24 protein-coding genes are annotated in these 23393 nt (G+C 43.1%); 6 read left to right on the top strand and 18 right to left on the bottom strand.

Going from position 1 to position 23393, the window contains the following annotated elements; all coding sequences use genetic code 11:
• Nucleotide 1: 1 nt before the first annotated feature.
• The 3 genes from Q1X33_RS07605 to Q1X33_RS07615 all read right to left on the bottom strand — a co-directional run bounded on the left by Q1X33_RS07605 (nucleotide 2) and on the right by Q1X33_RS07615 (nucleotide 3728).
• Nucleotides 2–1012, bottom strand: coding sequence for a hypothetical protein (locus Q1X33_RS07605; protein ID WP_005226162.1), 1011 nt, complete (start codon nucleotides 1010–1012; stop codon nucleotides 2–4).
• A 378-nt stretch (nucleotides 1013–1390) separates the two neighbouring features.
• A complete protein-coding gene (tkt, locus tag Q1X33_RS07610) occupies nucleotides 1391–3388 on the bottom strand; it encodes a transketolase (RefSeq protein ID WP_301969616.1) in 1998 nt (665 codons plus the stop codon).
• A 100-nt stretch (nucleotides 3389–3488) separates the two neighbouring features.
• Nucleotides 3489–3728, bottom strand: a complete 240-nt coding sequence (locus Q1X33_RS07615; protein ID WP_005226164.1) for a DUF896 family protein — start codon at nucleotides 3726–3728, stop codon at nucleotides 3489–3491.
• A 136-nt stretch (nucleotides 3729–3864) separates the two neighbouring features.
• Between Q1X33_RS07615 and lexA the strand changes: the two genes are divergently transcribed.
• Together lexA and Q1X33_RS07625 are read left to right on the top strand one after the other, a co-directional pair.
• Nucleotides 3865–4485, top strand: coding sequence for a transcriptional repressor LexA (gene lexA, locus Q1X33_RS07620; protein WP_005226165.1), 621 nt, complete (start codon nucleotides 3865–3867; stop codon nucleotides 4483–4485).
• Nucleotides 4486–4614: 129 nt separating this feature from the next.
• Entirely contained in the window at nucleotides 4615–4827 is a 213-nt protein-coding gene (locus tag Q1X33_RS07625; RefSeq protein WP_005236082.1) for a hypothetical protein, read from the top strand.
• 76 nt (nucleotides 4828–4903) lie between these two features.
• On the opposite strand, the gene Q1X33_RS07630 is transcribed toward Q1X33_RS07625, so the two are convergent.
• The 7 genes from Q1X33_RS07630 to obgE all read right to left on the bottom strand — a co-directional run bounded on the left by Q1X33_RS07630 (nucleotide 4904) and on the right by obgE (nucleotide 12195).
• Nucleotides 4904–5416, bottom strand: a complete 513-nt coding sequence (locus tag Q1X33_RS07630; protein WP_005226167.1) for an adenine phosphoribosyltransferase — start codon at nucleotides 5414–5416, stop codon at nucleotides 4904–4906.
• 11 nt (nucleotides 5417–5427) lie between these two features.
• Nucleotides 5428–7728 carry a single-stranded-DNA-specific exonuclease RecJ gene (recJ, locus tag Q1X33_RS07635; protein ID WP_034868628.1) on the bottom strand — a complete coding sequence of 767 codons (2301 nt, stop codon included), beginning with the start codon at nucleotides 7726–7728 and terminating at the stop codon, nucleotides 5428–5430.
• Nucleotides 7729–7874: 146 nt separating this feature from the next.
• Nucleotides 7875–8312 carry a lipopolysaccharide assembly protein LapA domain-containing protein gene (locus Q1X33_RS07640; protein WP_005226169.1) on the bottom strand — a complete coding sequence of 146 codons (438 nt, stop codon included), beginning with the start codon at nucleotides 8310–8312 and terminating at the stop codon, nucleotides 7875–7877.
• Nucleotides 8313–8324: 12 nt separating this feature from the next.
• On the bottom strand, nucleotides 8325–9113 hold the full coding sequence (locus Q1X33_RS07645) for an SDR family oxidoreductase (protein ID WP_015509761.1): 789 nt from the start codon (nucleotides 9111–9113) through the stop codon (nucleotides 8325–8327).
• On the bottom strand, nucleotides 9097–10053 hold the full coding sequence (gene rnz, locus Q1X33_RS07650) for a ribonuclease Z (protein ID WP_034857404.1): 957 nt from the start codon (nucleotides 10051–10053) through the stop codon (nucleotides 9097–9099). The genes Q1X33_RS07645 and rnz overlap by 17 nt, the downstream gene beginning before the upstream one ends.
• 72 nt (nucleotides 10054–10125) lie before the next feature.
• Entirely contained in the window at nucleotides 10126–10701 is a 576-nt protein-coding gene (locus Q1X33_RS07655; protein WP_005231384.1) for a hypothetical protein, read from the bottom strand.
• 180 nt (nucleotides 10702–10881) lie between these two features.
• On the bottom strand, nucleotides 10882–12195 hold the full coding sequence (obgE, locus tag Q1X33_RS07660; RefSeq protein WP_005226173.1) for a GTPase ObgE: 1314 nt from the start codon (nucleotides 12193–12195) through the stop codon (nucleotides 10882–10884).
• Between the two features lie 248 nt (nucleotides 12196–12443).
• Between obgE and gap the strand changes: the two genes are divergently transcribed.
• Complete coding sequence (gene gap / locus Q1X33_RS07665) at nucleotides 12444–13454, top strand: type I glyceraldehyde-3-phosphate dehydrogenase (protein ID WP_005226174.1); 1011 nt, start codon at nucleotides 12444–12446, stop codon at nucleotides 13452–13454.
• A gap of 50 nt (nucleotides 13455–13504) precedes the next feature.
• Here gap and Q1X33_RS07670 read toward each other — a convergent pair whose 3' ends face one another.
• Both Q1X33_RS07670 and Q1X33_RS07675 read right to left on the bottom strand, forming a co-directional pair.
• Nucleotides 13505–14455 (bottom strand): alpha/beta hydrolase, encoded by a 951-nt coding sequence (locus Q1X33_RS07670; RefSeq protein WP_034868634.1) that lies wholly within the window; start codon nucleotides 14453–14455, stop codon nucleotides 13505–13507.
• A 178-nt stretch (nucleotides 14456–14633) separates the two neighbouring features.
• Complete coding sequence (locus tag Q1X33_RS07675; protein WP_005226176.1) at nucleotides 14634–15725, bottom strand: DUF871 domain-containing protein; 1092 nt, start codon at nucleotides 15723–15725, stop codon at nucleotides 14634–14636.
• Nucleotides 15726–15907: 182 nt separating this feature from the next.
• Here Q1X33_RS07675 and Q1X33_RS07680 point away from each other — a divergent pair, with 182 nt between their 5' ends.
• Entirely contained in the window at nucleotides 15908–16657 is a 750-nt protein-coding gene (locus tag Q1X33_RS07680; RefSeq protein ID WP_010748413.1) for a peptidylprolyl isomerase, read from the top strand.
• Nucleotides 16658–16707: 50 nt separating this feature from the next.
• Here the strand turns inward: Q1X33_RS07680 and fabZ are convergent, their stop codons facing one another.
• On the bottom strand, nucleotides 16708–17148 hold the full coding sequence (fabZ, locus tag Q1X33_RS07685) for a 3-hydroxyacyl-ACP dehydratase FabZ (protein WP_005226178.1): 441 nt from the start codon (nucleotides 17146–17148) through the stop codon (nucleotides 16708–16710).
• Between the two features lie 206 nt (nucleotides 17149–17354).
• Between fabZ and fabI the strand changes: the two genes are divergently transcribed.
• Together fabI and Q1X33_RS07695 are read left to right on the top strand one after the other, a co-directional pair.
• Nucleotides 17355–18110 carry an enoyl-ACP reductase FabI gene (gene fabI, locus Q1X33_RS07690; RefSeq protein WP_005226179.1) on the top strand — a complete coding sequence of 252 codons (756 nt, stop codon included), beginning with the start codon at nucleotides 17355–17357 and terminating at the stop codon, nucleotides 18108–18110.
• A gap of 147 nt (nucleotides 18111–18257) precedes the next feature.
• Nucleotides 18258–19175 (top strand): mechanosensitive ion channel family protein, encoded by a 918-nt coding sequence (locus Q1X33_RS07695; RefSeq protein ID WP_015509767.1) that lies wholly within the window; start codon nucleotides 18258–18260, stop codon nucleotides 19173–19175.
• A gap of 35 nt (nucleotides 19176–19210) precedes the next feature.
• Here Q1X33_RS07695 and cbpB read toward each other — a convergent pair whose 3' ends face one another.
• From cbpB to Q1X33_RS07720, 5 genes are all read right to left on the bottom strand, one after another.
• Nucleotides 19211–19714 carry a cyclic-di-AMP-binding protein CbpB gene (cbpB, locus tag Q1X33_RS07700; RefSeq protein WP_005226181.1) on the bottom strand — a complete coding sequence of 168 codons (504 nt, stop codon included), beginning with the start codon at nucleotides 19712–19714 and terminating at the stop codon, nucleotides 19211–19213.
• Nucleotides 19715–19823: 109 nt separating this feature from the next.
• Nucleotides 19824–20336, bottom strand: coding sequence for a metallophosphoesterase (locus tag Q1X33_RS07705; protein WP_005226182.1), 513 nt, complete (start codon nucleotides 20334–20336; stop codon nucleotides 19824–19826).
• Complete coding sequence (rph, locus tag Q1X33_RS07710; protein ID WP_005226183.1) at nucleotides 20333–21685, bottom strand: ribonuclease PH; 1353 nt, start codon at nucleotides 21683–21685, stop codon at nucleotides 20333–20335. The genes Q1X33_RS07705 and rph overlap by 4 nt, the downstream gene beginning before the upstream one ends.
• Entirely contained in the window at nucleotides 21686–22501 is an 816-nt protein-coding gene (gene racE / locus Q1X33_RS07715; RefSeq protein ID WP_301969618.1) for a glutamate racemase, read from the bottom strand.
• 230 nt (nucleotides 22502–22731) lie between these two features.
• Nucleotides 22732–23388, bottom strand: coding sequence for an amino acid ABC transporter permease (locus tag Q1X33_RS07720; protein ID WP_005226185.1), 657 nt, complete (start codon nucleotides 23386–23388; stop codon nucleotides 22732–22734).
• Nucleotides 23389–23393 lie beyond the last annotated feature (5 nt).

Below are 23393 nucleotides of genomic sequence, written 5' to 3' on the forward strand. Positions count from 1 at the left end.
TTTAGCGTTTGTGTCTGAGTAAAAACCATGTTACGGCCAAACTTGGCACTGGTATTACCATTATTATATAAAGAAATAGTGTCATTCCGGTGGGAATCTCCAACGGCTCAGTAGAAGCTGCAGCCTCATTTGATCGTGCATAGGCCAACGGATCATTTAAGGTCTCGTTCGTGTCCACATCAAATGTCTCACTTGTCTCTCCTGCATGTCCGACATTCTCAATTATATCTAAACTGCCCCCGTCGAAGACCTCAGGATAATTCGTCACCAGACTCATAATCATGGCGATCAGCTCTTCAGCGGTACTTTTTTTGACACCTATGAGAATATGCCATGACCAATCCGCTTCTTGCAAAATTGTCCCGCCAATCGATTCGACTGCTTCATGGATCTTCGCTTCTGATACTCGGAATCGATCTATTTCTGTTTCTCCAGCGATTCCCATGTATAAGCGATTGTTCACAAATGTTCTTTCATCCTCCCAAAAGAATTCAGTACTAATTTCATCTGGAGTTGGTGACGGCAGAGTGGGTGGATCTACCACAGTAATCGGATGTTCTAATTTGAATCGCCCACTGGCGCCGCTGCTGTCAACCGCTACAAGCTCAAGATACATCGCTTCTGATTGATGATAGGGCAAAACAACGATTCCACTGCCGAATTCGAATTCCTCCACTGTTTCGTGATTGTTTTCATCTTTCAAATAAAGATGACTATGGTATGCCCCATTGATCTCAACGTGAACATCAATTATCTCACTTCCACTTGACGGAACGGCCGTATAGGTGAGATAAATAGACGGATTTGTCACTTCACTCTTGAGAAAATCAGTATGTATCACAACGTTTGCTTCATCACCTGTTGCAATTTCATTCAATTCTGTTGCGTAAACGTCTCGTGAAAATAGCTTTAGCAGTAGTATTACTAAAAGAATGGTTTTTTTCTTTTTTCCACTCATAACGCCGCATTTCTTTCGTCGGTTCGTGTGACTAACCCTCAACCTTTTCATCATGTTTTCTCATCTCCTTATTCCTCTTTCTTCAAGTAGTCGTTCTTCCCTGTTCTCTTTTCTTGAGCCATTCTCCTTGGCTCTTATTGTTTAGTTTCCTTTTCTTTAACTATACACAGGAACCAGTCTTGCAACAACGAAAACTAGCATTTTTATTCATATATATTCAATTTTATACAACAAAGTGACGTTTATTATTTATTTGATCCAGTTTCTCTCTGACGATTGGCTCATCGATAGAAAGTATTTCCCTGTTGAATCGGTGACTTGCGTTTCTCATTCCTCTCCCTTGTGGTTCTCTAACCATGCTCCAGACAAAAAAACACGCTCGAAAATCGAAAAGATTCTCGAACGTGCTATTTTTGATTGATTGTCGATCAATTAATCGATTGATTTGAAAGTATTCACGACATTCTCAACACTGAAGCCGAATTCCGCTAAGACTTTGTCACCAGGTGCGGATGCACCGAAATGATCGATCGCGATCACTTTTCCATGGCAACCGGTGTAACGTTCCCAACCAAATGGGGAAGCTGCTTCGATCGCTACCCGTTTCTTCACTGCTTTTGGCAAGACGCTTTCTTTGTATTCTGAGCTTTGTGCTTCAAACAGATCAAAGCTTGGTAAGGAGACCACCGATACATCGATGCCTTCTTCTGCCAATTTAGCTTGTGCTTGGACCGCAAGATTCACTTCAGAACCTGTGGCGATCAAAATCCCCGCTGGTGTTTCACCAGCTTGTTTTGAAATCACGTAGCCACCTTTTGCGACATTTTCATCCGCACCGGTTTGCGTGCCTTCGATCACTGGTAGATTTTGTCGGCTTAAGACTAAGACCGTTGGTTTATCCGTTGTTGTCATGGCCAATTTCCAGGCAGCACGGGTTTCATTGCCGTCTGCTGGACGAATCACTTGGACATTTGGCATGCAACGGACGCTGGCTAATTGCTCGATTGGCTCATGCGTCGGTCCATCTTCTCCCACAGCCACGGAGTCATGCGTCAAGACATAGATCACAGGTGCATGCTGGATCGCAGACAAGCGCACCGCTGGACGTAAGTAATCAACGAAGACGAAGAAGGTTCCGCCATAGATTCGCGTACCGCCATGCAATTGGATGCCGTTCATCGCTGCCGCCATCGCAAATTCTCGGACGCCAAACCAAATGTTGCGGCCTTCGTATTGGCCAGGTTCAAAGTCTTTTTCTGCTGCCACCATCGTGTTGTTGGATCCAGAAAGGTCAGCCGATCCACCCCAGAGACTAGGGACGGCTTTGGATAAGGCTTGGATCATCTCTTTGCTAGATACTCGACTAGCTTGTGAGCTGCCAACTTCGTAGCTTGGTAATGCTGCATCCCAATCTGCTGGCAATTCACCCGCAAAGGCTTGTTTGAATTGCGCAGCAAGTTCTGGGTAGGCTGCTTCATAGGCACGGAAGGTTTCGTTCCAAGCTGCTTCAGCTTTTTGCCCTTCATCGATCATGGTTTCTTTGAAGCGCGCGGCAACTTCTTCAGGTACGGTAAATTCTGGGTATTCCCAACCATAAATCGCTTTAGCTGCAGAAATGCCTTCGGCACCGATCGGCGCACCATGAACGGCAGAGGTGCCTTGATTTGGCGCACCGTATCCGATCACAGTCTTGATTTCGATCAAGGTTGGTTTGTCGCTTTCAGCTTTTGCTTCGTCGATCGCTTTCGAGATCGCTTCTAAATCATTGCCGTCTTCAACGAGAATGTGTTGCCAGCCATACGCTTCAAAACGCGTACCGACATTTTCTGTAAAGGCTTTTGAAGTTGGGCCATCTAGGGAGATGTCATTTGAATCGTACAAGACGATCAGTTTGTCTAATTTCATGTGACCAGCCATGGATGCAGCTTCTTGCGAAACACCTTCCATCAAGTCGCCATCGCCACATAAAGCGTAGGTATAGTGATCGATGACTTGATACTTTTCGCGATTGTAGGTTGCAGCCAAGTGGGCTTCGGCCATTGCCATACCGACTGCCATGGCGATCCCTTGTCCTAAAGGTCCAGTGGTTGCTTCCACGCCGTCTGTGTGATCGACTTCTGGATGTCCTGGCGTGCGGCTATCCCATTGACGGAAGTTTTTTAGATCCTCAATGGTCACATCGTAGCCAGACACGTGCAACAAGCTGTACAATAACGCCGAACCGTGTCCAGCAGACAAAACAAAACGGTCACGATCCACCCAGTTGCGAGAAGTCGTTGGATTGACTTTCAAGTGTTTCGTCCACAAGGCATAGGCCATGGGTGCTGCCCCCATCGGTAATCCTGGATGTCCTGAATTGGCTTTTTGTACGGCTTCGATACTTAATGTACGAAGGGTGTTCACTCCTAATTGATCGATTTTATCAAACAATGGTAGTTCCTCCTAATTTAGGTTTTTTTTACCTTTATTACATCTTTCATTATACGTGATTCAAAAGCTTATTTCAATAGCAATGAAAAGGAATTCACAATTATCTGCCGTGGAGACCTTTTTTCTTTTGAATCTCTTTTAACTTCTCTGGTGTCACATCAGCACCTTCAGGGTCAACGATTTTCATTCCTTCGATATGGTGTCGCATCCCTCCACGAAAGGCGGTTAAATACTCTTCACGCAGAACTTTTTGTTCGTGGGTCTCAGCCTCAGTCAATCCTTCTGTTTTTTTCTTGTTGGCAAGTTCATTGATTCGAGCTAGTTTTTCTTGAGATAGCATAGTTGTTCCTCCTTTTCCCTCTTGATTTTACTACAAACTAGCGAGCAAAAACAATAGCACAAAAAGCGAACATTTGTTTGAATAATCGATATAGCTATGGTACACTAAGGTTATCAAATGAAAGAAGGTGTCAGTTTTGGCAAAACGAACAGAAAATCGACAAATCGAAATTCTTAAGTTCATTCATACACGTGTCACTGAAAAAGGCTATCCGCCGACTGTTCGCGAAATTGGCGAAGCCGTTCAGTTATCTTCTACCTCAACTGTTCATGGCCATTTGTCCCGACTTGAAAAAAAAGGGCTGATCTTACGAGATCCTACAAAACCCAGAGCCATTGAATTAACTGCTTCCGGTCTTGAAAAAATCGATGTTCAACCAGCATCCATTCCGATGCTTGGTGTCGTAACTGCTGGAGAACCGATTTTAGCCGTGGAAGATGCATCCGATTTCTTTCCGATTCCGCCAGATTTAGCGAATAGCACAGGAAGTTTATTTATGTTGACGATCCGAGGAGAAAGTATGATCAATGCTGGCATTCTCGACGGTGATCAAGTAATCGTTCGTAAACAACAAAGTGCTCAAAATGGCGATATCGTGATTGCTATGACAGATGAAGACGAAGCTACGTGCAAACGATTCTATAAAGAAAAGAATTACATTCGTTTACAACCAGAAAATGATTATTTAGAACCAATCATTTTGCCTGACGTAACGATTTTAGGATTGGTTGTTGGATTGTATCGCCATCTGCTTTGATGCTCAACGAGCTGACTAGGAAATCTTCGTTTTTACGAAGATTTTTTTTCTTTCCTCTTTACAAAGCGAACAAACATTCGTATAATAAGTATACAAACATAAGTTCGTATTATTTAAGGAGTGAATGAGATGAAAGCAGTTCGTCGATTTGGTTTTATGTTGTGGGTATTATTGATGGGAATTGTTATTGGCTATTTTGGCGTTTTAAGTGCTGTTCTGATTTTTTGCCCTCTAATGATGCTTTGGTTCATGCTTTGGGATGAAAAGAAATTCCGCCAAGCAGAGCGCAAACGTAACCGCCATTATTATCATGATCATGATTTTTATCGTTATGAACCATGATCCTTCCCCTACATACGCCCATAAGGCAGCAGAAACAAAAAAGGACTCCAGCGAGTCCTTTTTTGTTTCTGCTTTTTTAGTATTCCATTAACGTCTTGATTTCGACACCTTGGATCTTGTCTCTTCCATGTAGATCCATCAGTTCGATCAAGAAGGCACAGCCAACAACGATGCCACCTAGTTTTTCTACGAGTTCGATCGTTGCTTTGATCGTTCCGCCAGTTGCTAGTAGATCATCACAGATCAAGACACGTTGACCTGGTTTGATGGCATCGGCGTGCAGCGTCAAGACATCCACACCGTACTCTTTTTCATATTCTGCTTCAATCGTTTCCCGTGGCAATTTGCCTTTTTTACGTACTGGGGCAAAGCCGACACCTAATTGATAGGCAACTGGACAACCAACGATAAAGCCGCGGGCTTCAGGTCCTACCACCATATCGATGCCTTTTTCTTGTGCATACTCAACGATTTGTTGTGTCGCATACCGATACGCTTCTCCATCTGCCATCAATGGCGAGATGTCCCGAAAAATAATTCCCTCTTGGGGATAATCAGGAATACTAGCAATATACTCTTTTAAATCCATTTTCTTTCCTCCTAGACTGTCAACCACTGACGAAGGGTTGATAAATCACTCATTAATAAAAATTCTTCTGTTTTGATCAGTTTTTGTCGTTGCTGATACAAATGACTCTCCGTCAATGGACGGGAAACAGGATCAGCAGTTTTATTCAAAACACCATCTTGTATTGTAACAAATTCCAGCTCAGAAAACACCTGAATCATGAAAATAAGTAATTTTTGTGGAATTTTTAGGTAGTCAGCGACCATCTTTAGTTTGTAACGAATGTCCAAACGAGGCTGCTGTTTGATCAGTTGAAAGAGACGACTGTATTGCTCTCTTGTCCCTACCCCATCTAAATAAGCATCTTCTGTCGAGTAGAAAACAAAAGCAACTCTTGACGCCTGGAGCGCTTGAACGATCTCTTTGATCACTGCAGGGTCAGCAGGACAATCTAAAAATGCAATCTCTTGGAACTGACCAGCACGAAAAGTATCTTCCAAGGCTGTAAGTGAGTCAAATATGGTGGTTTGCCCACAAAAGCCTTGCAATTCCCGAGGAAGTTTCTGCTTGAAAAGAACGCCTAGTGTTTGACTGCCCAGAGAGACACCTTGACGGCTTCTTTTCGAACGATAATCAAATAGCTGAATCCCTTCCACTGCAAAATCATCCAACATGAGCTGCGGTTTTTTGTTGCCATTCCATTCATTGATGGAAAGCTGACCAACGATCGATAAGCGGTCGTTTTCAAACGCTACTAAATCTTTTCCAAAACCAAACCCAATGACATCCAGCTGCGTGTTAGACTCATCGCTCATCACTAACTTCAAATGCTGATTTTCTGAACCAATCTGGCGAGCATTTTGAGTCATCAGATTAGAAAATAAAAATTTCGGTAAGGGGTTGTCCGTTCCAAAAGGCGCTAAGACTTTTAATGATTCAATAAAACTGATCGAAACTTCTGTTAACGGTAACTCCTCATCGATCGCTAATGGGATGCCCTGACTGAGGTCAATGCCATTTTCTTCAACATAACGATTCATTTGGGCTTGCAGCATATCTAAATGATCGATGGGGATACTTAATCCAACTGCTGCATGATGGCCGCCAAAGCTAGTAAACATGTCTTTCATCGTCGACAGCATTTCAAACAGATTCAACGCAGCAATGCTTCTTCCCGACCCTTTGGCTAAGCCATTTTCTTTTTTGGTCAAAACGATTACTGGTTGTCCTGTACTTTGCATGATTCGTCCTGCCACGATCCCTAAAACGCCTTCGTGCCAATGATCTCCTACCACCAAATGAACATGATTCGCAGGATCGATTTTTTCTTGTGCTTCTTTCATGATTTCTTCAACAAATGTTTTTCGCTGCTGATTGATCGTATCTAAGGTTTGGGCTAAGCTGACTGCCTCTTCTTCATCGAAGGTAGTCAACAAGCGAACAGCCGGATTGGGGTCCTCCAAACGACCGATCGCATTTAACCGTGGTCCAACGGCGAAGCCAATATCTGTTTCGTTGACTGTTTGTTTTTTTAAACCGCTGACTGACAGCAACTCATTCAGTCCGATGCGATCCGATTGCTGAATCATTTTCAACCCGTTGCTGACTAATAGCCGATTCTCATCGGTTAAAGAAACCATATCAGCGATCGTCCCAATCGCAACAAGATCAAGCAATTCCACTGGCACTTCTTCTAACAAAGCGCAAGCCACTTTAAATGCAACGCCGACTCCAGCCAAATCACCAAAAGGATAATTTCCTTGAGGGTGACGGGGATGGACAATAGCAAACGCCTCCGGTAGTTCTGCAGGTAGTTCATGGTGATCTGTGACGATCACGTCAACTCCTTGTCCTTGAGCATAAGCAATCGCCTCATGACCAGACACCCCATTGTCGACGGTGATGATCAATTGCGTCCCTGCTGCAATTTTATCTTGATAGACAGTTAGATTGGGCCCATATCCATCTGTAAAACGATTAGGCAAATAATACTCAGCTTCCGCCCCTAGCAATTCCAACGTTTCCTTTAACACGGTAGTGCTCGTAATCCCATCCGCATCGTAATCACCATAAATCAAGATTCGTTCGCCATTTAAAATCGCTTCATGGATTCGTTCCACGGCTTTAGCCATATCATGAAATAAAAACGGATCATGAAGATATTGCAGGTCCGTTGATAAAAAAGCATCGAGCGCCTCTGCTGTTCGAATATTTCGCTGCCATAGCAACGCGCCGATCCGCTCAGGGATCTTTCTTTCTTGGATCAGCTCTTTAAATACTGGGGTCGTTTCGCTTTCTTGCGGACGCACCCAGTGAAAATTTGCACGTTTCACCAAATCACTCCTAACTAGGATATTATAGCAAAGTTTATGCAAAAAAGAAAAACAACGAGAGAAACAGCACTCGTTTTACAACACAAAAAAAGAGCTTGCAGCAAATCTTGCACTAGCAAACTCTTTTTTTGTGAAACGTCGTTCTTTTAGGCTTGCGATTCAAAAGACTTCATTTCCTCATCGATCGTTGGTGGCGTGGATGCGCCCGCAGCACGTGAGGAAAGCTGGGCTTCTTGATCATCGAGCTGCTGCTGTCTTGCCGCTAACTCCGCCTGCTTGTTCGTGTATTCCCGTTCCAAAGCTTCTCGTTGTTCTTGGAGAACCTTCTCATTATTCGAACGATAATCTGAGAGCTCTTTTCTCAATTGCTTTAGTTCTTTTTTTTGGCGGAACATTGCGCTTGTGGAAACCAGCAGCAAAATCAATGCGCCTAACAAAGCAGAACCAATAATGACTAAGATCAGTGGCGATTGAATCGTTGTGAAGCCAAAGTTGATCGGGACAGTCATATTGTTTGCAACGGCAAATAAAACGATCACTAAAATCAGTAAAATACCAACGATAACACGCCATTGATTTTTCATGGGCTTCAACTCCTATTTTTTGTTGAACATCGTTCCCGCCATATAATCGCCGATTGAAGGAAACAGCGTATATAGTTTCGCAGCAGCGCCTAAAATATGTGGGCGATTGATTTCTCGTTTTGGATGGATCATCGCTTTGACGATCGTTTGCGCTAATTTGTTCGGTTCGAGCACTAGGCTGCCCACCGACGATAAGTAACTACCGCTTGGGTCTGCTTGGTCAAAGAATGCCGTTTCGATCGGTCCAGGATTGACCGTTGTTACGTTGATCCCTAATGGTTTTAGTTCTAAACGTAATGCGTTAGAAAAACCGAGCACAGCAAATTTTGTTGCAGAGTAGACGGCCGTTTTTGGCGTAGCGATCTTACCTGCGATCGAAGCAACATTTATGATATGACCATGCTTTTGTTCAGCCATTTGGATCGCTACTTGCTGGGTCAAAACCATCATGCCAAGCACATTGACTTCGAACATATTTCGGATGACCGCCGGGTCCATCTCTGTAAATTCTTGAAAGATCCCGTAGCCAGCATTATTGACGAAGACATCGATCTTACCAACTTTTTCATTGATTTTTTCTAGTAAGCGCTCCACACTTTCAGGATTTGCTACATCCAATTGAAACGCATACGCTTCTTTGCCGCTTAATTCCATACATTGTTCTTTGACTTTCCCAATCAGATTCGTTCTTCGGGCACAAGTCACGACGATCGCACCACGTTTTGCGGCTTCATAACAGATTTGTTCTCCAAGTCCAGCAGAGCCACCTGTTACAACGACAACTTTATTCTCTAAATTCATCTGTTTCTTCCTCTCCGGCAAAAGGGATCTCGACAATATCAAAATCTTTGACGATCAACGTATTTGGAAATACTTCTTTTGCTTCATTTACTAAATTTGTAATATCTTTGCCAACGTAACGCGCACTGATATGGGTCAACAGCAAACGCTTCGCTTGAGCTTCTTGTGCCACTTCGGCAGCTTGCCGCGTCGTCGAGTGAAAATAAGCGCGAGCCAACTTGGCTTCTTCTTTGTTAAAGGTACTTTCATGCACCAATACATCCGCATCTTCTGCTAGCAGTACGGCGTTTTGACATTTACGCGTATCACCTAATATCGCCACGATCCGACCTTTTTTCGCTTGGCCCAAGAAATCAGCCCCATTGATTTGACGTCCATCATCAAGGGTAACTACTTCACCTTTTTTCAAACGACCGAAGAGCGGCCCAGGTTTCAACCCAAGTTCCAGTAAAGCCTGCACTTGCAATTCCCCTTGATGGCTTGCTTCAACAATCCGATAACCAAAACTGTCAATGCCATGATCAAGGCGCAGACACGATACTTCAAATTGCTGATCTTTAAAAAGAATCCCTTCTTCTTCAATCTCGAAAAAATGTAAGGGGTAGCTGACTTTGGTCTGAGAAATCCGCAAAACGGTTTGAACGTATGCTTTGATCCCCTTGGGTCCATAAATCTCTAGAGGCGTGTCGCCTCCTTGAAAGGAGCGGCTGCTGATCAATCCTGGCAACCCATAGATATGGTCACCATGAAGATGAGTGATAAAGATTTTTTCAATCTTTCGTGGACGAATCGTAGAATGCAAAATCTGCATTTGCGTCCCTTCGCCACAATCAAAAAGCCAAACGGCATTCCGTTCATCTAAAAGTCGTAACGCAATGCTGGTCACGTTTCGATGTTTCGCAGGCACACCCGCGCCTGTTCCTAAAAATTCTAATTCCATAAGCTTCTTTCCTTTCATCTCTTTCCAATTTTAGCGGAAAAGAAATCAAGTTGCAATTGAAGCTTGTGGATTTTATTTCTCAGATTGGCGATCTTCTGCGTCGTTATGAGAGTTTTTCCAGTCTTCTTGAACGCGTGCTTTGGTGGATTCTTCGACTTTCTTAGCCGTTTCAATCTCTGCTTCCACTTCATCGTAGTCAAAGCGCGTGATGTCACCGCCTAATTCATTCATGATCAATTGATTCAAAGGACGATTGTCTTCTTCATCTGCGATCAATAATAACCCCGTATCACCAACACCAATTTGGTTTCCGACATGTTCAAAAAGCATTTGCGCATTTTGGATCTCTTTTACATCACGAGTAGCACCGATCATACTGCCACCAAACCAGCCCAGCATGATTCCTAAAGGTCCGCCTAGCACACCAACGAGCATCCCGATCAATCCACCCGTTGATGTCTTATTGTTCCCAGTAAAATCGAGAAAGTCCTCGACTTTAAATTGATGCACGCCTTCATTTGTGTGGGTAAGAACTGCCATTTGTTCCCCTTTGATCTTCCGTTCCATATGCATCCGTTTCACTTCCGAAAAGGCTTGGTACGCTTTGGCACTGGCATCAAAATTCATTACAATGACACGTTTTGACATAAAAATCGCTCCCTTTGGTTTATTTGTTCTCTTCTTTATTTTAACAGTAAATCATTTAAATGAAAAAAGAAACCAAAAAGACTACCAATCATTGATTTCTTAGTGAAAATCAATGATCGGCAGTCAAATCCACAGCAGTTAAAAAGGTATTTTTTAGGCAAATGATGTTCTTTTAAACGATTATTCGACAAACTCGAACTCAAAGTTGCCGATCCGAACGATATCGCCGTCTTTGGCACCGCGCGCCCGTAATGCTTCATCGACACCTAAACCACGCAGCTGACGAGCAAAACGCATCACGGTCTCATCATGATCAAAATTCGTCATCTGGAATAGTTTTTCGATTTTTTCACCGCTCAAGATCCAAGTTGCATCAGGATCGCGATCAATTGAGAACTCTGGTTCATCCGATTGGAAGCCATAATGAACAACATCTTCTTCCATTTCTTCATCGTATAAAAGAAACTCAGGAGTGACTTCCAATAGATCCGCTGTCGCATTCAACAAGGCATCGATTCCCTTACGAGTGACACCAGAGATTGGGAAAATCATTGGTTCATCCGCGAACTCATCCGTTTTTTCTTTTGCCAGCTGCTCTTTGAAAAGGGCTAGATTTTCTTCAGCATCCGGCATATCCATCTTATTGGCAACGATGATTTGTGGTCGCTCTAGTAAGCGCAAGTTATGGGTCGACAATTCATTGTTGATGGACAAATAGTCCTCGTATGGATCGCGTCCTTCCATGCCACTCATATCGATTACATGTAAAATGACGCGGGTCCGTTCGATATGGCGTAAAAACTGAGTCCCTAAACCAACCCCTTGTGAGGCTCCTTCGATCAGACCAGGTAGATCAGCGACCGCAAAACTACGGCCATCAGTAGTTGTTACCATACCTAAATTTGGTACCAGCGTGGTAAAATGATACGCACCAATTTTTGGTCGAGCAGAGGAAATCACAGAGAGTAATGTAGACTTCCCAACTGAAGGGAAACCAACTAGACCAACATCTGCTAAAACTTTTAATTCGAGCTCGATTTTTCTTTCTTGACCAGGTTCTCCATTCTCAGCTAATTCTGGGGCTGGGTTTTTCGGAGAGGCAAACCGAATGTTGCCACGGCCGCCACGGCCACCTTTAGCAATCACTAATGTTTGGCCTTGCTCAATCAAATCACCTAATAAGGCACCTGTTTCAGCGTCACGAACGGTAGTTCCCTGTGGTACTTTGATGTAGGTATCATCTGAGCCACGACCGTGCATTCCTTTACTCATGCCGTTTTCCCCGGGTTGCGCTTTAAAATGACGATTAAAACGGAAATCCATTAATGTACGCAGACCCTCGTCTACGACTAAAATGACATCACCACCACGTCCACCGTCACCACCTGCGGGTCCGCCGTCTGGGACATATTTCTCTCGGCGAAAAGCAACCATTCCGTCGCCGCCTTTTCCTGCTTTGACATCGATTGTCACTTGATCTAAAAACATGGACATTATTTGTCCTCCATTCTTTTTTTACTACCTTCTATACTTTTTGATTATCAGTTATCTCACCTTAAGTGGTTACTATTTCTCTAATAAGAAAGTCTATTTTATTGTAACGACCGAAACGTCTTTTGTCTATCTTTTCTCATGGGTTTCCGTAAGAAATCGCGAATTCTTAAGGGTTATTCTTTGACAGTCACTTGAAATCGTAGCAAACTTTTAAGTGTACCAGACACAATCAAAGGAGGAAACAAGAAATGACAGTAAAAGTTGGAATCAATGGTTTTGGACGAATTGGACGTTTGGCTTTTCGTAGGATCAAAGAAGTTTCTGCCGATATTGAAGTTGTGGCAATCAATGATTTAACGAGTCCAGTCATGTTAGCACACTTATTGCAATTTGACTCGACCCACGGCACGTACCCTGGAACTGTTACTGCAACGGATAATGCTATCGTTGTCGATGGCAAAGAGACCCGTGTGTACGCTGAACCAGACGCAAGCAAAATCCCTTGGGCAAAAGAAAATGGCGTCGATATCGTTTTAGAATGCACGGGTTTTTACACTTCTGCAGAAAAAGCACAAGCCCATCTTGATGCGGGTGTCAAACGAGTCGTTATCTCCGCACCAGCTGGTAATATGAAAACGATCGTTTACAATGTCAACTCCGACACGTTAACACCAGAGGATACTATCATATCCGCAGGTTCTTGTACGACCAACTGCTTAGCTCCGATGGCCTACTTCTTAAATGAGGAATTCGGGATCGAAGTTGGTACGATGACGACGGTACATGCCTATACTTCTACCCAAATGCTATTGGATGGTCCGGTAAAAGGCGGAAACTTAAGAGCCGCTCGGTCCGCTGCAGATAACACGATCCCTCACTCGACGGGTGCTGCTAAAGCGATCGGTCTAGTTATCCCAGAATTAAATGGCAAATTACAAGGACACGCCCAACGGGTTCCTGTCGTCGATGGTTCTTTAACAGAATTAGTCTCAATTTTGAAAACCAAAGTAACCGCCGATGAAGTCAATGAAGCGATCAGAAAACACACCGTCGATAATCCGTCATTCGGTTACGATGACCGTGAGATCGTCTCTGGAGATGTGATTGGTACCACCCAAGGTTCTATCTTTGATCCGACACAAACAGAAGTAACCACGGCTGGCGATTTCCAACTGGTGAAAACCGTCGCTTGGTATGATAATGAATATGGCTTTACTTGCCAAATGATTCGTTTGCTAGAAGAATTTGCTCGTTTATAAGCCAAGGGTCAAGCAAAAAGTGCCGGTTCTTTTTTTGAACCGGCACTTTTTTATTCACTTGCTGGGTGATCGTATTTGTCCAAAAAAGCTGCAATTTTTTCTTTATAAAGCGCTGGATCTGTTTTGTAGCTTTTCGCATGCTCGGCACCTGAAACAACCCACTTTTCTTTTGGTGCATCGGTCGCGTTATACAAAATTTCCAGCATCGAATAAGGAACAAACGTATCCGCATCGCCATGGATAAAAAAGATTGGACGCGTATTCTTTTGCAGTTGTTTGACTGCATCTGCTTCACCAAAGAAATACCCCGCTCGGATTTTTGTGACAAGGCTAGTGACATTCATCAATGGAAAGGCAGGTAGACCAAACAATTGATCGAGTTGATAACCCAATTCTTCATTGACGTTGGTATACCCACAATCTTCAATGATAGAAGTGACATTTTTCGGCAAGTCTTCCCCACTGGTCATCATTACCGTGGCAGCCCCCATACTGATGCCATACAAAGTGATCGTTTCTTCAGGACCATTTTTTGCGAGTACTTCATCGATCCATTGCAGATAATCCTTACGTTCGTGCCACCCAAAACCAATATAATCTCCTTCGCTTTGACCATGCCCTCGAGCGTCTGGAACCAAGACATTATAGCCTAAATCATGATACATCTTAGCATAGTCCGCCATCGTTTCTGCATTCCCCATGTAGCCATGCGCGATGATCGCCGTTTTTCCTCGATTCTTCTCCTCCGCCGGTAGATAAATGGCGGATAATTTTAAATCATCTTCAGAAGTCAGCTGCCACATCTCACGATTTGCTGGATCTGTAAACCAATTTTGCGATTCATTTCCTGTCTGATTTTCATCCGTACCTGGGGTATCTCCTTCCAAAAAATCTTTTTCTGAAGGAACCACCGCATAATCGTAAAAATAGTTTCCTGCATACCCTAATCCTGCAATTGCTAATACAGCCACTCCGATGGCAATCTTCCAGCGCAATTTCACACTTGTCACGTCCTCTTGTTATATTGTTTACATAATATTATTATAGTTTCATCGTTCTTCATGGAAAGAACCCACTACATAAATTACCGTTTTTTGCTCGTGTTTGTCAATTGCAAGCGCCCAAAAAGAAAACCATTGCCAACACGCTTTGTTGGCAATGGTTGATTTCTCGTGATAATTAGTTATTTTCGACCAATTTAAAACTTGACCAAGGTTTCAAAAATTCTAATAAGAATAGTTCCTCATCAGCGATCTTACCAACGACATTGACGCGACCATCATTTTTCATTGCTTTCAAGGCGATTTGCGTCTCACCTTTGTATTGTCCATAGCCAGCATTATCGATCAAGACATCCCCTCTTACCATATCACGGGTATCATGAGGTGGAAATTCCTTGTCTTTATAATAGATCCGCGTCATCGTTGAACGCAAGATGTACTCTGAGCGATCTCCTCGATAGCTATGCAGATTATCGAAGAGGCAAATTCGTTCATCTTCAGTGATTCCGTCAACGACATCGACTCTTAATGTCGGATAATCAGCATGAAACGCTTCAGCCATTGCTGCCAATTCTGCTTCTGAAGCATAGGCATTTCCAATAGAGATATCATCGATCAAACCAGTCAACACTAAATGTTTGACTTGTGTAGCTAGTGACAGATCACGATGGTCTTCCAAAGAGCATAAACCATCTTGTGTTGGCCATGGACCGAAATCAGCTTCGTGAGAATTCACGAAAGCCATCGTATTTAAATTGTATTTGCGGAATTTTTCCGAACAAAAAACAAAATGGTCATAGCCTAACCCTGAATAGCGATGAGGATAGAAGTTATGCGAACCGAGTAAATTTTCAGTATTAGGTGAATAACTCATGATGTTATCCACGTAGCTCGTGCCGCTGCTCATATTGATTTCGATTTTGATCCCGTAAGGATTACGGGTCATTTTGGCTTCTTCTGAACCAGTGAAACCAATATCTAACCGAACACCGTAAGCCCCCATCTCATCAAAGAAGGATAAATCATCATAAGAAATACCTAACTGTTCGAATAAACCAGGATTGATATCTACCATGACTTCCATTCCTAACTGATTGGCATAATCTACGACTTGCTTAAAGTCTGCCAAGACTTTTTCTTTGTCATCGTTGATTTGCAGCAAACTGGTAAATACCCGTTTAAAGCCGTATTTGTGTGCCAAGTCTAGATACGCTTTGTCCTTTTCAAACGTTGAGCGCTCTGGATAAATCGATATCCCTAATTTTCCCATCAAAAAAACCTCCTGTAAATTCTATCCGTTTATTATAATGAATCCTCTTTCATTATAGCAAACATCTAAAAAGTGGTCTACACCTTTCCGTCTGTTTCTTTCACATTCCACAAAATCTGCGCTTTCTTCTATGTCTCTTTTTTGTTATGATTATCAATAAGAAAACTGGAAGGAATGAAAGAATGAAAAAAATTCTATTCACACTGACAGCAGCTGCTAGCCTTTTACTATTAGCTGCTTGTACAGGTTCAAGTACCACCGATCCCTCATCAAGCAATTCGGCAGAAAGCACGTCAACCTCAGAATCTGTTGACTTGAATGCCCTGGAATTGCCGCAATTATCAACGGATGTGCAAGAGAATGAAGCTTTAGTTGAAATGGTAACGGAAGAAGGCTCGATCAAAATCAAACTTTTCCCAGAGATCGCGCCCAAAGCAGTCGAAAACTTTTTGACCCATGCCAAAGATGGGTATTATGACGGCTTGACTTTCCATCGTGTCGTAGAAGAGTTTATGATCCAAGGGGGCGACCCTAATGGTGATGGCACTGGCGGAGAAAGCATTTGGGGCGAAGGATTCGGCGAAGAATACTCCAACCAGCTTTATCACTTGCGAGGCGCATTAGCAATGGCAAAATCAAGTGCGCCAAACAGCCAAGGCAGTCAATTCTACATCGTTCAAAATGATCAAGATGTATCTGACGGTCTAGCGATCCAACACTATCCTGAAAAAATCATCGAAGCCTACAAAAATGGTGGAACACCACGATTGGACGGCAGCTATACCGTTTTTGGTCAAGTGATCGAAGGCATGGATGTCGTAGATAAAATTGCACAAGCAGAAACCCAAGACTCTGGCAATGGTGAGAATTCTCAACCGGTTGAGCCAGTGAAGATCGAAACGATCAAGGTCTTGCAAGAAGCCAAAGAATAAATAAAAAACCGCTGAAGTCTCCGTTAATCGGGAATTTCAGCGGTTTTCTTTTATTTTTGGTCGCCAACGATAAAGGTGAATTCGCATTCCGCAGCTTTTTTGCCGTCCACTGTAGCGACCGCATCAGCAGTTCCTACAGAGCCTTTGATTTTAGTGATCTCGAAAACAAGTTTCATGGTATCTCCCGGAACAACTTTTTGACGGAATTTGGCTTTGTTGATGCCGCCGATATACGCCGTTCTACCTTGGAATTCCTCGGATTTCAAGATCAGGATCGATCCTGCTTGTGCCAATGTTTCTAAAATCAAGGCACCTGGCATTACTGGATTTCCTGGGAAATGTCCTTGGAAAAAGTCTTCGTTGATGGTGACATTTTTCGTTGCGATAATCTTTTTGCCAGACTCGATTTCATCGACGTAATCAATATATATAATTGGGTAGCGATTTGGAATCAAATCCATGACTTCTGTTTCAGTCAATAGTTTTTTCATGGTTTCCCTTCCTTGCTTAAGAATTTATTATAGTTTGATTATCAAAGTATCATAGTTCAGCGAAATTCGCAACTAAATATTTATTAAGAAAAAAATAGTTTGACAATCAAACAATTATGCTTAATAATTAGAAATCAAGATAGTTTGATTTACTATTTGTCATTATACGTATTTTATTATTGTTGAATTTATTAAGGAGTGGAATTATGAGTTTTTTAACTGGTAAAAAAGTTGTCGTCATGGGCGTTGCTAACAAACGCAGTATCGCTTGGGGCTGTGCACAAGCATTAAAAGCACAAGGAGCCGAAGTGATCTACACGTATCAAAACGACCGCATGAAAAAGCCTTTAGAGCGCTTATTGGAATCTGATGAATTTGTAGTGGAATGTGACGTCGCCAATGACGAAAGCATTGCTTCCGCCTTTGAAACGATCAAAGAATATGCAGGTGAGATCCACGGTGTTGTCCATGCCGTTGCTTATGCCAATAAAGAAGATCTATCTGGCGATATTTTGAATATTTCTCGTGACGGTTATGCTTTGGCGCAAGACATCAGCAGTTATTCATTGATTGCCGTCACCAAATATGCCAAACCAATCTTAGCTGAAAATGCTGGAATCGTTACCCTTTCCTACTTAGGTGCCGAACGGGCAGTACCGAACTACAATATGATGGGGATTGCAAAAGCCGCTTTAGAATCAAGCGTTCGCTATTTAGCTGCCGAACTTTCACCGCAAAAAATCCGCGTCAATGCGATTTCAGCTGGTGCCATCAAGACGCTGGCAGTAACTGGTGTAAAAGACTATCAAAAACTGATCCAATTGTCAGAAGATCGAACACCTGATCATATTGGTGTGACGATTGAAGAAGTGGGCAATACTTGTGCCTTCTTGATCAGTCCGTTATCAAGCGGGATTATCGGCGAAGTGATTTTCGTTGATAAAGGCGTTCATTTATCTTAAACAATAATTGTCATAGAAAAGTCTGCTATTTGCCTACCCGTTGGCTAAGCAGGCTTTTTCTGAAAAAAACAGGTATTTCAGAAAACCTCCTTTGCATTTCTATTTTATCTTCGTTAAAATAGATGCAGTAAGACTTGGAGGGATTTTATGAAACAACTGCTACTTGCAGCTAGCACGACCGATTCAAGTGGTTCCAGCATTACCGAACCAGCAGCTGCTCAGCTCAATGCATTACAAAAATGGTGGGCATCGATCGACTGGGAATCGATCATTGGCCTACTGATCCAAAAAGCACTAATGCTGCTTTTTTTGTGTATCTTATTTGGAATTTTATTAAAAATAAGCAACATGATCATTGACCGGATCTATCGGTCCTATGAAAAAAAAGCCACCTTCAATGTGAGTCGAATCAACACGATCCATACCCTGATCCGCAATACGGTTCATTACACATTAGGCTTCTTTTTTGTCTATGCACTCCTTTCAACCATCGGCGTACCTGTAGGCTCGCTACTAGCCGGTGCCGGAGTCGTCGGTGTCGCCCTCGGTCTCGGTGCCCAAGGCTTTATGAATGACTTGATTACTGGCTTCTTTATTATTACCGAACAACAAATCAACGTTGGTGATTACGTCCGCTTGACCAATCTGACGCTTGAAGGTACAGTGACGGCCGTCGGTATTCGGACTGTTCAATTAAAATCCGTTGATGGAACCGTTCATTATATCCCAAATCGTAACATCACAACCATCAGTAATACATCCAGAGCCAATATGCAAGTCGTGGTAGACGTACGTATCTTACCATCTGAAGGCTTAGATGAAATACGTGCCATCATTGAAGAAGTCAATGAACAGATTGCTCAGCAGCACGAAGAAGAGATTCAAACGGCCCCTACGGTCTTCGGTCTGGTGGATCTAGGAAACAACAACTTTGCAATTCGCACGACCATGTATGTGACCAACGGTACGCAATGGAAAATCAAAGAGGAATTTTTGGCCGCATCGATCGATGCTTTAACTGCCAAAGGCTATACGATCCCCAATGCGCCGATCGTCGGTATTTAAAAAAAGGTTATCCCGAAACTGGGATAACCTTTTTTCTATACCACATGCAGTTCATCTGTCATCTTTGGGGCATCTTCTTTCGAAATCAGCAAATAGCGTCTTTCGATTTCATGCGCCAAATGATTGACGGATTTTAAAATCTCTTTGCGGGTGATAATCCCAACAAAGACATTGTCATCATCAACGATCGGCAAGAATGCTTGATCCACTAACAGATGCAGCATACTTTCCAACTCATCGTTTTCTTTGATGCAATTCACATTGACTTCCATGACATCTGCCACAGTCAGCCCTTCAATATTTTCCATACTGAAGCCAGTGAGATCCATCATTCGTTCTACGATGTTTGAGAGGCTGATTAAGCCGACTAAATGGTCCTCACTATCTAGTACTGGGATCTTTGAATAGCCCACTTTTGATAAAACAAGCAATGCGTGACTCAAAGGGTGGTTATAAAATACCGATGCCACATTCTCTGCCGGCACCAAGAAATTTTCTTGATTCTCGAGTAATATTTTTTCTACGGTCTGTCCTATCAATCTAATTGCCTCCATTTCACAGCTACTCTTCTATTTTACTTGAAAATGAGAATAGAAAGTAGAAACCTGCAAAATTATAATGAAATTTTTACTTTTTGATTCCGCTTACTTAACGTGTAAAAACGAAAGCTAGCTCTGGGACTTTATGAAAGGAACGATCATAGTATTGGATTGCCCATTGTTCTGGCGTACTTTCAATAATCGCAAAACTTTTGATTTGAATTTGCCCTCGCGGTTGGGAAATACTGCCGGGATTCAAGAAAAGTCGATTCCCGACTTTCTCACAAGCAATTTGATGCGTATGACCAAACAAAGCGATCGAGGCATCTGCTTGTTGCGCTTTTAAGCCTAATTTGGTTACGCCAAAACGAACATCCGCCAAATGGCCATGGGTCATATAGATGGTATCCAGCGGCGTTTTAACGATACGCTCATTCGGAAAACCACCACCGTAATCGCAATTGCCACAAACGACTTGGAATGTTTCCCATAAAGGATCCGTTTCAGGAAGTTCTGAATCCCCACAATGAAGGAACAAATCGACTTGATTTTCGAATTCATTTTTAAGATCAACAAGAATCTCACGATCTGAATGATTGTCACTGACAACTAAGTATTTCATACATTTTCTCCTTCTAACCACTCCTGCCACTGTTCCTGCAGTTTTTTGATTGCTAGACCACGGTGGCTCACTCGGTTCTTTTCTTCTTGACTCATTTGGGCTGCGCTTTGCTCTGAACCATCAGGAATAAACAATGGATCGTAGCCGAACCCATTTTCTCCGCGAGGGATGCGGCCGATTCTCCCCGGCCATTGAGCTTCAACCACCAAACTCTCTTTTCCTGGCGCTGCGAAAACTAACGTACAGTGAAATTGGGCACTGCGTTTGTCATCTTCGACATCCGTCAATTCATAGAGCAATTTTGCATTATTGGCAGCGTCACTTTTTTGCTCACCAGCAAATCGAGCAGAGTACACCCCTGGTCGTCCCCCTAGTGCATCGACTTTCAGTCCTGAGTCATCAGCTAACACCGGTCTTCCCAAAATTCTGGCGATGGTTTCGGCTTTAAGGCGGGCATTTTCTTCAAAGGTGGTGCCGGTTTCTTCAACATCTGGCAAGGAAGGATAGTCTTTTAAGGTACGGACATCGTAACCTGCTGCGCCAAATACGGCTTTAAATTCCTTGGCTTTTCCTGGATTGCCTGTAGCAATGACGATCGTTTTTTCGGGAATCTCATAAGGGGGTTCATCTGGTAAAAACAGTGCCTCTTTTTGATAGGCGATCAATTCTTCGATAGCTGTTTTTCCGTAGATCAGCATCTCATTCAACTGCTGACCATCAAAGGTCGCTTCTTCCCCAGTTCCTTGCAATTCGACAAATCGACCAGATTCCGTCATCACCAAATTCATGTCAACAGCAGCTGAAGAATCTTCTTGATAATCGAGATCGGTCACACAGGTGCCATCTGGTAAGATCCCGACACTAATTGCTGCTAAATGCTCCTTGATTGGATCTTCCGTCAACGCTTTGTCACGCAACAAGGTATCGATAGCTAAACGCAACGCGACAAATGCGCCGGTAATACTAGCTGTTCGGGTACCGCCATCTGCTTGAACGACATCACAATCGACCACGATACTGCGCTCCCCTAATTTTTCTAAATCGACTACTGCGCGCAAGGAACGAGCGATCAGCCGTTGGATCTCCATCGTCCGACCAGAAAGCTTGCCTTTGGCACTTTCTCGACGATTACGAGTGTTGGTCGCTCGTGGGAGCATACTGTATTCGGCTGTGACCCAGCCTTTTCCCGTATCTCGTAAAAACGGAGGGACCCGATCTTCAATCGTTGCCGAACAGATCACGGTTGTGTCACCAAAAGAGATCACAACCGATCCTTCGGGGTGTTTGTAGACGTTGGTTTGAATTTTAACTGGTCTTAACATTGTTTCTTTTCTGCCATCATGTCGCATTTAAAAGCCTCCTAAATCAGTGTGAATCGATGAGATCGTGTCTAAATCAAGCCAATCATTGGCAATCTCATCAAACATTTTCGGTGAACCAGTAGTAAAAAATGCATGTTTCGGATGCGGATCGTCCTGACTCGTTGCAGCAATGGAAAAATAGTCCAACAAGGTACTGACTTCCCCCACCGTTTCTGCACCTGAATCAATCAGCTGGATATGAGCGCCCAATTCATTTTGGATCAAAGGACGCAATAAAGGATAATGGGTACAACCCAAAATCACTGTATCTAGCCGTTTGTTTTTCAATGGACGCAATGTTTCTGCCACGATTTTCTTGGCGACCGAGCTATGGTATTGTTTGCTTTCTACGATCGGCACAAACTTCGGGCAAGCCAAACTGACGACGGACGCATGGGGCGCTTTGCCATGAAGCGCGCGCTTGTAAGAGTCACTTTTGATCGTTCCGTTTGTCCCGATGACACCGATTCGTTGGTTTTTGCTTGCTTTGACTGCTGCTCGACTGCCAGGCAGGATCACGCCGATCACTGGGATCGTTAGTTGTTCTTTGATTTCTTCAAGGGCGACCGCTGTCGCTGTATTACAAGCGATCACCAACATTTTAATTTTTTTTTCTAATAAAAAACGGGTCATTTGCCACGTATACTCGATGACTTGCTCAGCAGGTCTCGGACCATACGGGCATCTGGCTGTATCTCCCAGATAAAGAATCGATTCGTTGGGTAATTGCTTGATTGCTTCTTTGACGACCGTCAACCCACCAACACCAGAATCGATAAAACCAATTGGTCTGTTGTTTGTCATAGTTTCCATCCTTTACATGAGAGAAAGAGTTTGGTGCATTTTTCTCTCTTATTCATTTTGGACTTTTTTTGACTATTTTTCAAGTATTCCTTTCGTTTGCTAAAAAAGCTTTCCCAAAAAGCACGAAACGGTCAAAAAGAAAAAAGCCCCCACGATTGGCTTACACCCCACAAGTTGCACTTGCATGGGTAAAAGACCGATCGTGGGGATTTTTTTGACGATTATTCTTTTTAGTAATCGTACTGACGTTTTTCCAAAAAGCCAGAAAGCAATGACAAGGCATAACAAACCAAAAAGTATAAAACAGTCATTGCCAAAAACATAGGCAAAACATAGTTTGTGTTTTGGCCATAAATGATTCGAGCATGATGAGTCAGCTCTGGTAAAGAAATAATCACGGCTAATGACGTATCTTTGATCAAAGAGATCAACTGACTGACGATCGCTGGCAGCATCGCTTTAAATGCCTGCGGCACGACGATGCTCCGCAATACTTCGACATAGCTCAACCCTGTAGACAAACCAGCTTCCATCTGCCCTTTTGGCACAGAATTCAAACCAGCACGAAAGATTTCAGAGAGCATCGCTGATTCAAAAATCGTCAACGCCACAACCGCTGACCAAAAAATATTAAAGCGGATACCGATCTGCGGCAATGCAAAGTAAGTGAAAAAGATGATCAAGAGCAAAGGCAAGTTACGAATAACATCGATCACGACACCTAATACTTTAGAAAAGACTGGGATCGAGCTAAAACGCAAAATGCCGGCGATCCCTCCGATAATAAAGCTAAATAAAATCGATAGGATCGACACTTCAACTGTTACCCGCAAGCCATCGATCAAGAAGCGAATGTTAATCGCTGAAAAAGCTTCAAAAAAGTCCATAGTTC

The sequence above is a fragment of the Enterococcus sp. B2E4 genome, assembly GCF_030499455.1.
Taxonomy (GTDB): Bacteria; Bacillota; Bacilli; order Lactobacillales; family Enterococcaceae; genus Enterococcus_D; species Enterococcus_D casseliflavus.

Bases quoted from the DNA above. Each gene is read 5' to 3' on its own strand.
- Q1X33_RS07605 (WP_005226162.1), bottom strand. From the start codon at position 1,012: ATGATGAAAAGGTTGAGGGTTAGTCACACGAACCGACGAAAGAAATGC.
- Q1X33_RS07615 (WP_005226164.1), bottom strand. From the start codon at position 3,728: ATGCTATCTCAAGAAAAACTAGCTCGAATCAATGAACTTGCCAACAAG.
- Q1X33_RS07625 (WP_005236082.1), top strand. From the start codon at position 4,615: ATGAAAGCAGTTCGTCGATTTGGTTTTATGTTGTGGGTATTATTGATG.
- Q1X33_RS07630 (WP_005226167.1), bottom strand. From the start codon at position 5,416: ATGGATTTAAAAGAGTATATTGCTAGTATTCCTGATTATCCCCAAGAG.
- Q1X33_RS07640 (WP_005226169.1), bottom strand. From the start codon at position 8,312: ATGAAAAATCAATGGCGTGTTATCGTTGGTATTTTACTGATTTTAGTG.
- Q1X33_RS07645 (WP_015509761.1), bottom strand. From the start codon at position 9,113: ATGAATTTAGAGAATAAAGTTGTCGTTGTAACAGGTGGCTCTGCTGGA.
- rnz (WP_034857404.1), bottom strand. From the start codon at position 10,053: ATGGAATTAGAATTTTTAGGAACAGGCGCGGGTGTGCCTGCGAAACAT.
- Q1X33_RS07655 (WP_005231384.1), bottom strand. From the start codon at position 10,701: ATGTCAAAACGTGTCATTGTAATGAATTTTGATGCCAGTGCCAAAGCG.
- obgE (WP_005226173.1), bottom strand. From the start codon at position 12,195: ATGTCCATGTTTTTAGATCAAGTGACAATCGATGTCAAAGCAGGAAAA.
- gap (WP_005226174.1), top strand. From the start codon at position 12,444: ATGACAGTAAAAGTTGGAATCAATGGTTTTGGACGAATTGGACGTTTG.
- Q1X33_RS07675 (WP_005226176.1), bottom strand. From the start codon at position 15,725: ATGGGAAAATTAGGGATATCGATTTATCCAGAGCGCTCAACGTTTGAA.
- Q1X33_RS07680 (WP_010748413.1), top strand. From the start codon at position 15,908: ATGAAAAAAATTCTATTCACACTGACAGCAGCTGCTAGCCTTTTACTA.
- fabZ (WP_005226178.1), bottom strand. From the start codon at position 17,148: ATGAAAAAACTATTGACTGAAACAGAAGTCATGGATTTGATTCCAAAT.
- fabI (WP_005226179.1), top strand. From the start codon at position 17,355: ATGAGTTTTTTAACTGGTAAAAAAGTTGTCGTCATGGGCGTTGCTAAC.
- Q1X33_RS07695 (WP_015509767.1), top strand. From the start codon at position 18,258: ATGAAACAACTGCTACTTGCAGCTAGCACGACCGATTCAAGTGGTTCC.
- Q1X33_RS07705 (WP_005226182.1), bottom strand. From the start codon at position 20,336: ATGAAATACTTAGTTGTCAGTGACAATCATTCAGATCGTGAGATTCTT.
- rph (WP_005226183.1), bottom strand. From the start codon at position 21,685: ATGCGACATGATGGCAGAAAAGAAACAATGTTAAGACCAGTTAAAATT.
- racE (WP_301969618.1), bottom strand. From the start codon at position 22,501: ATGACAAACAACAGACCAATTGGTTTTATCGATTCTGGTGTTGGTGGG.
- Q1X33_RS07720 (WP_005226185.1), bottom strand. From the start codon at position 23,388: ATGGACTTTTTTGAAGCTTTTTCAGCGATTAACATTCGCTTCTTGATC.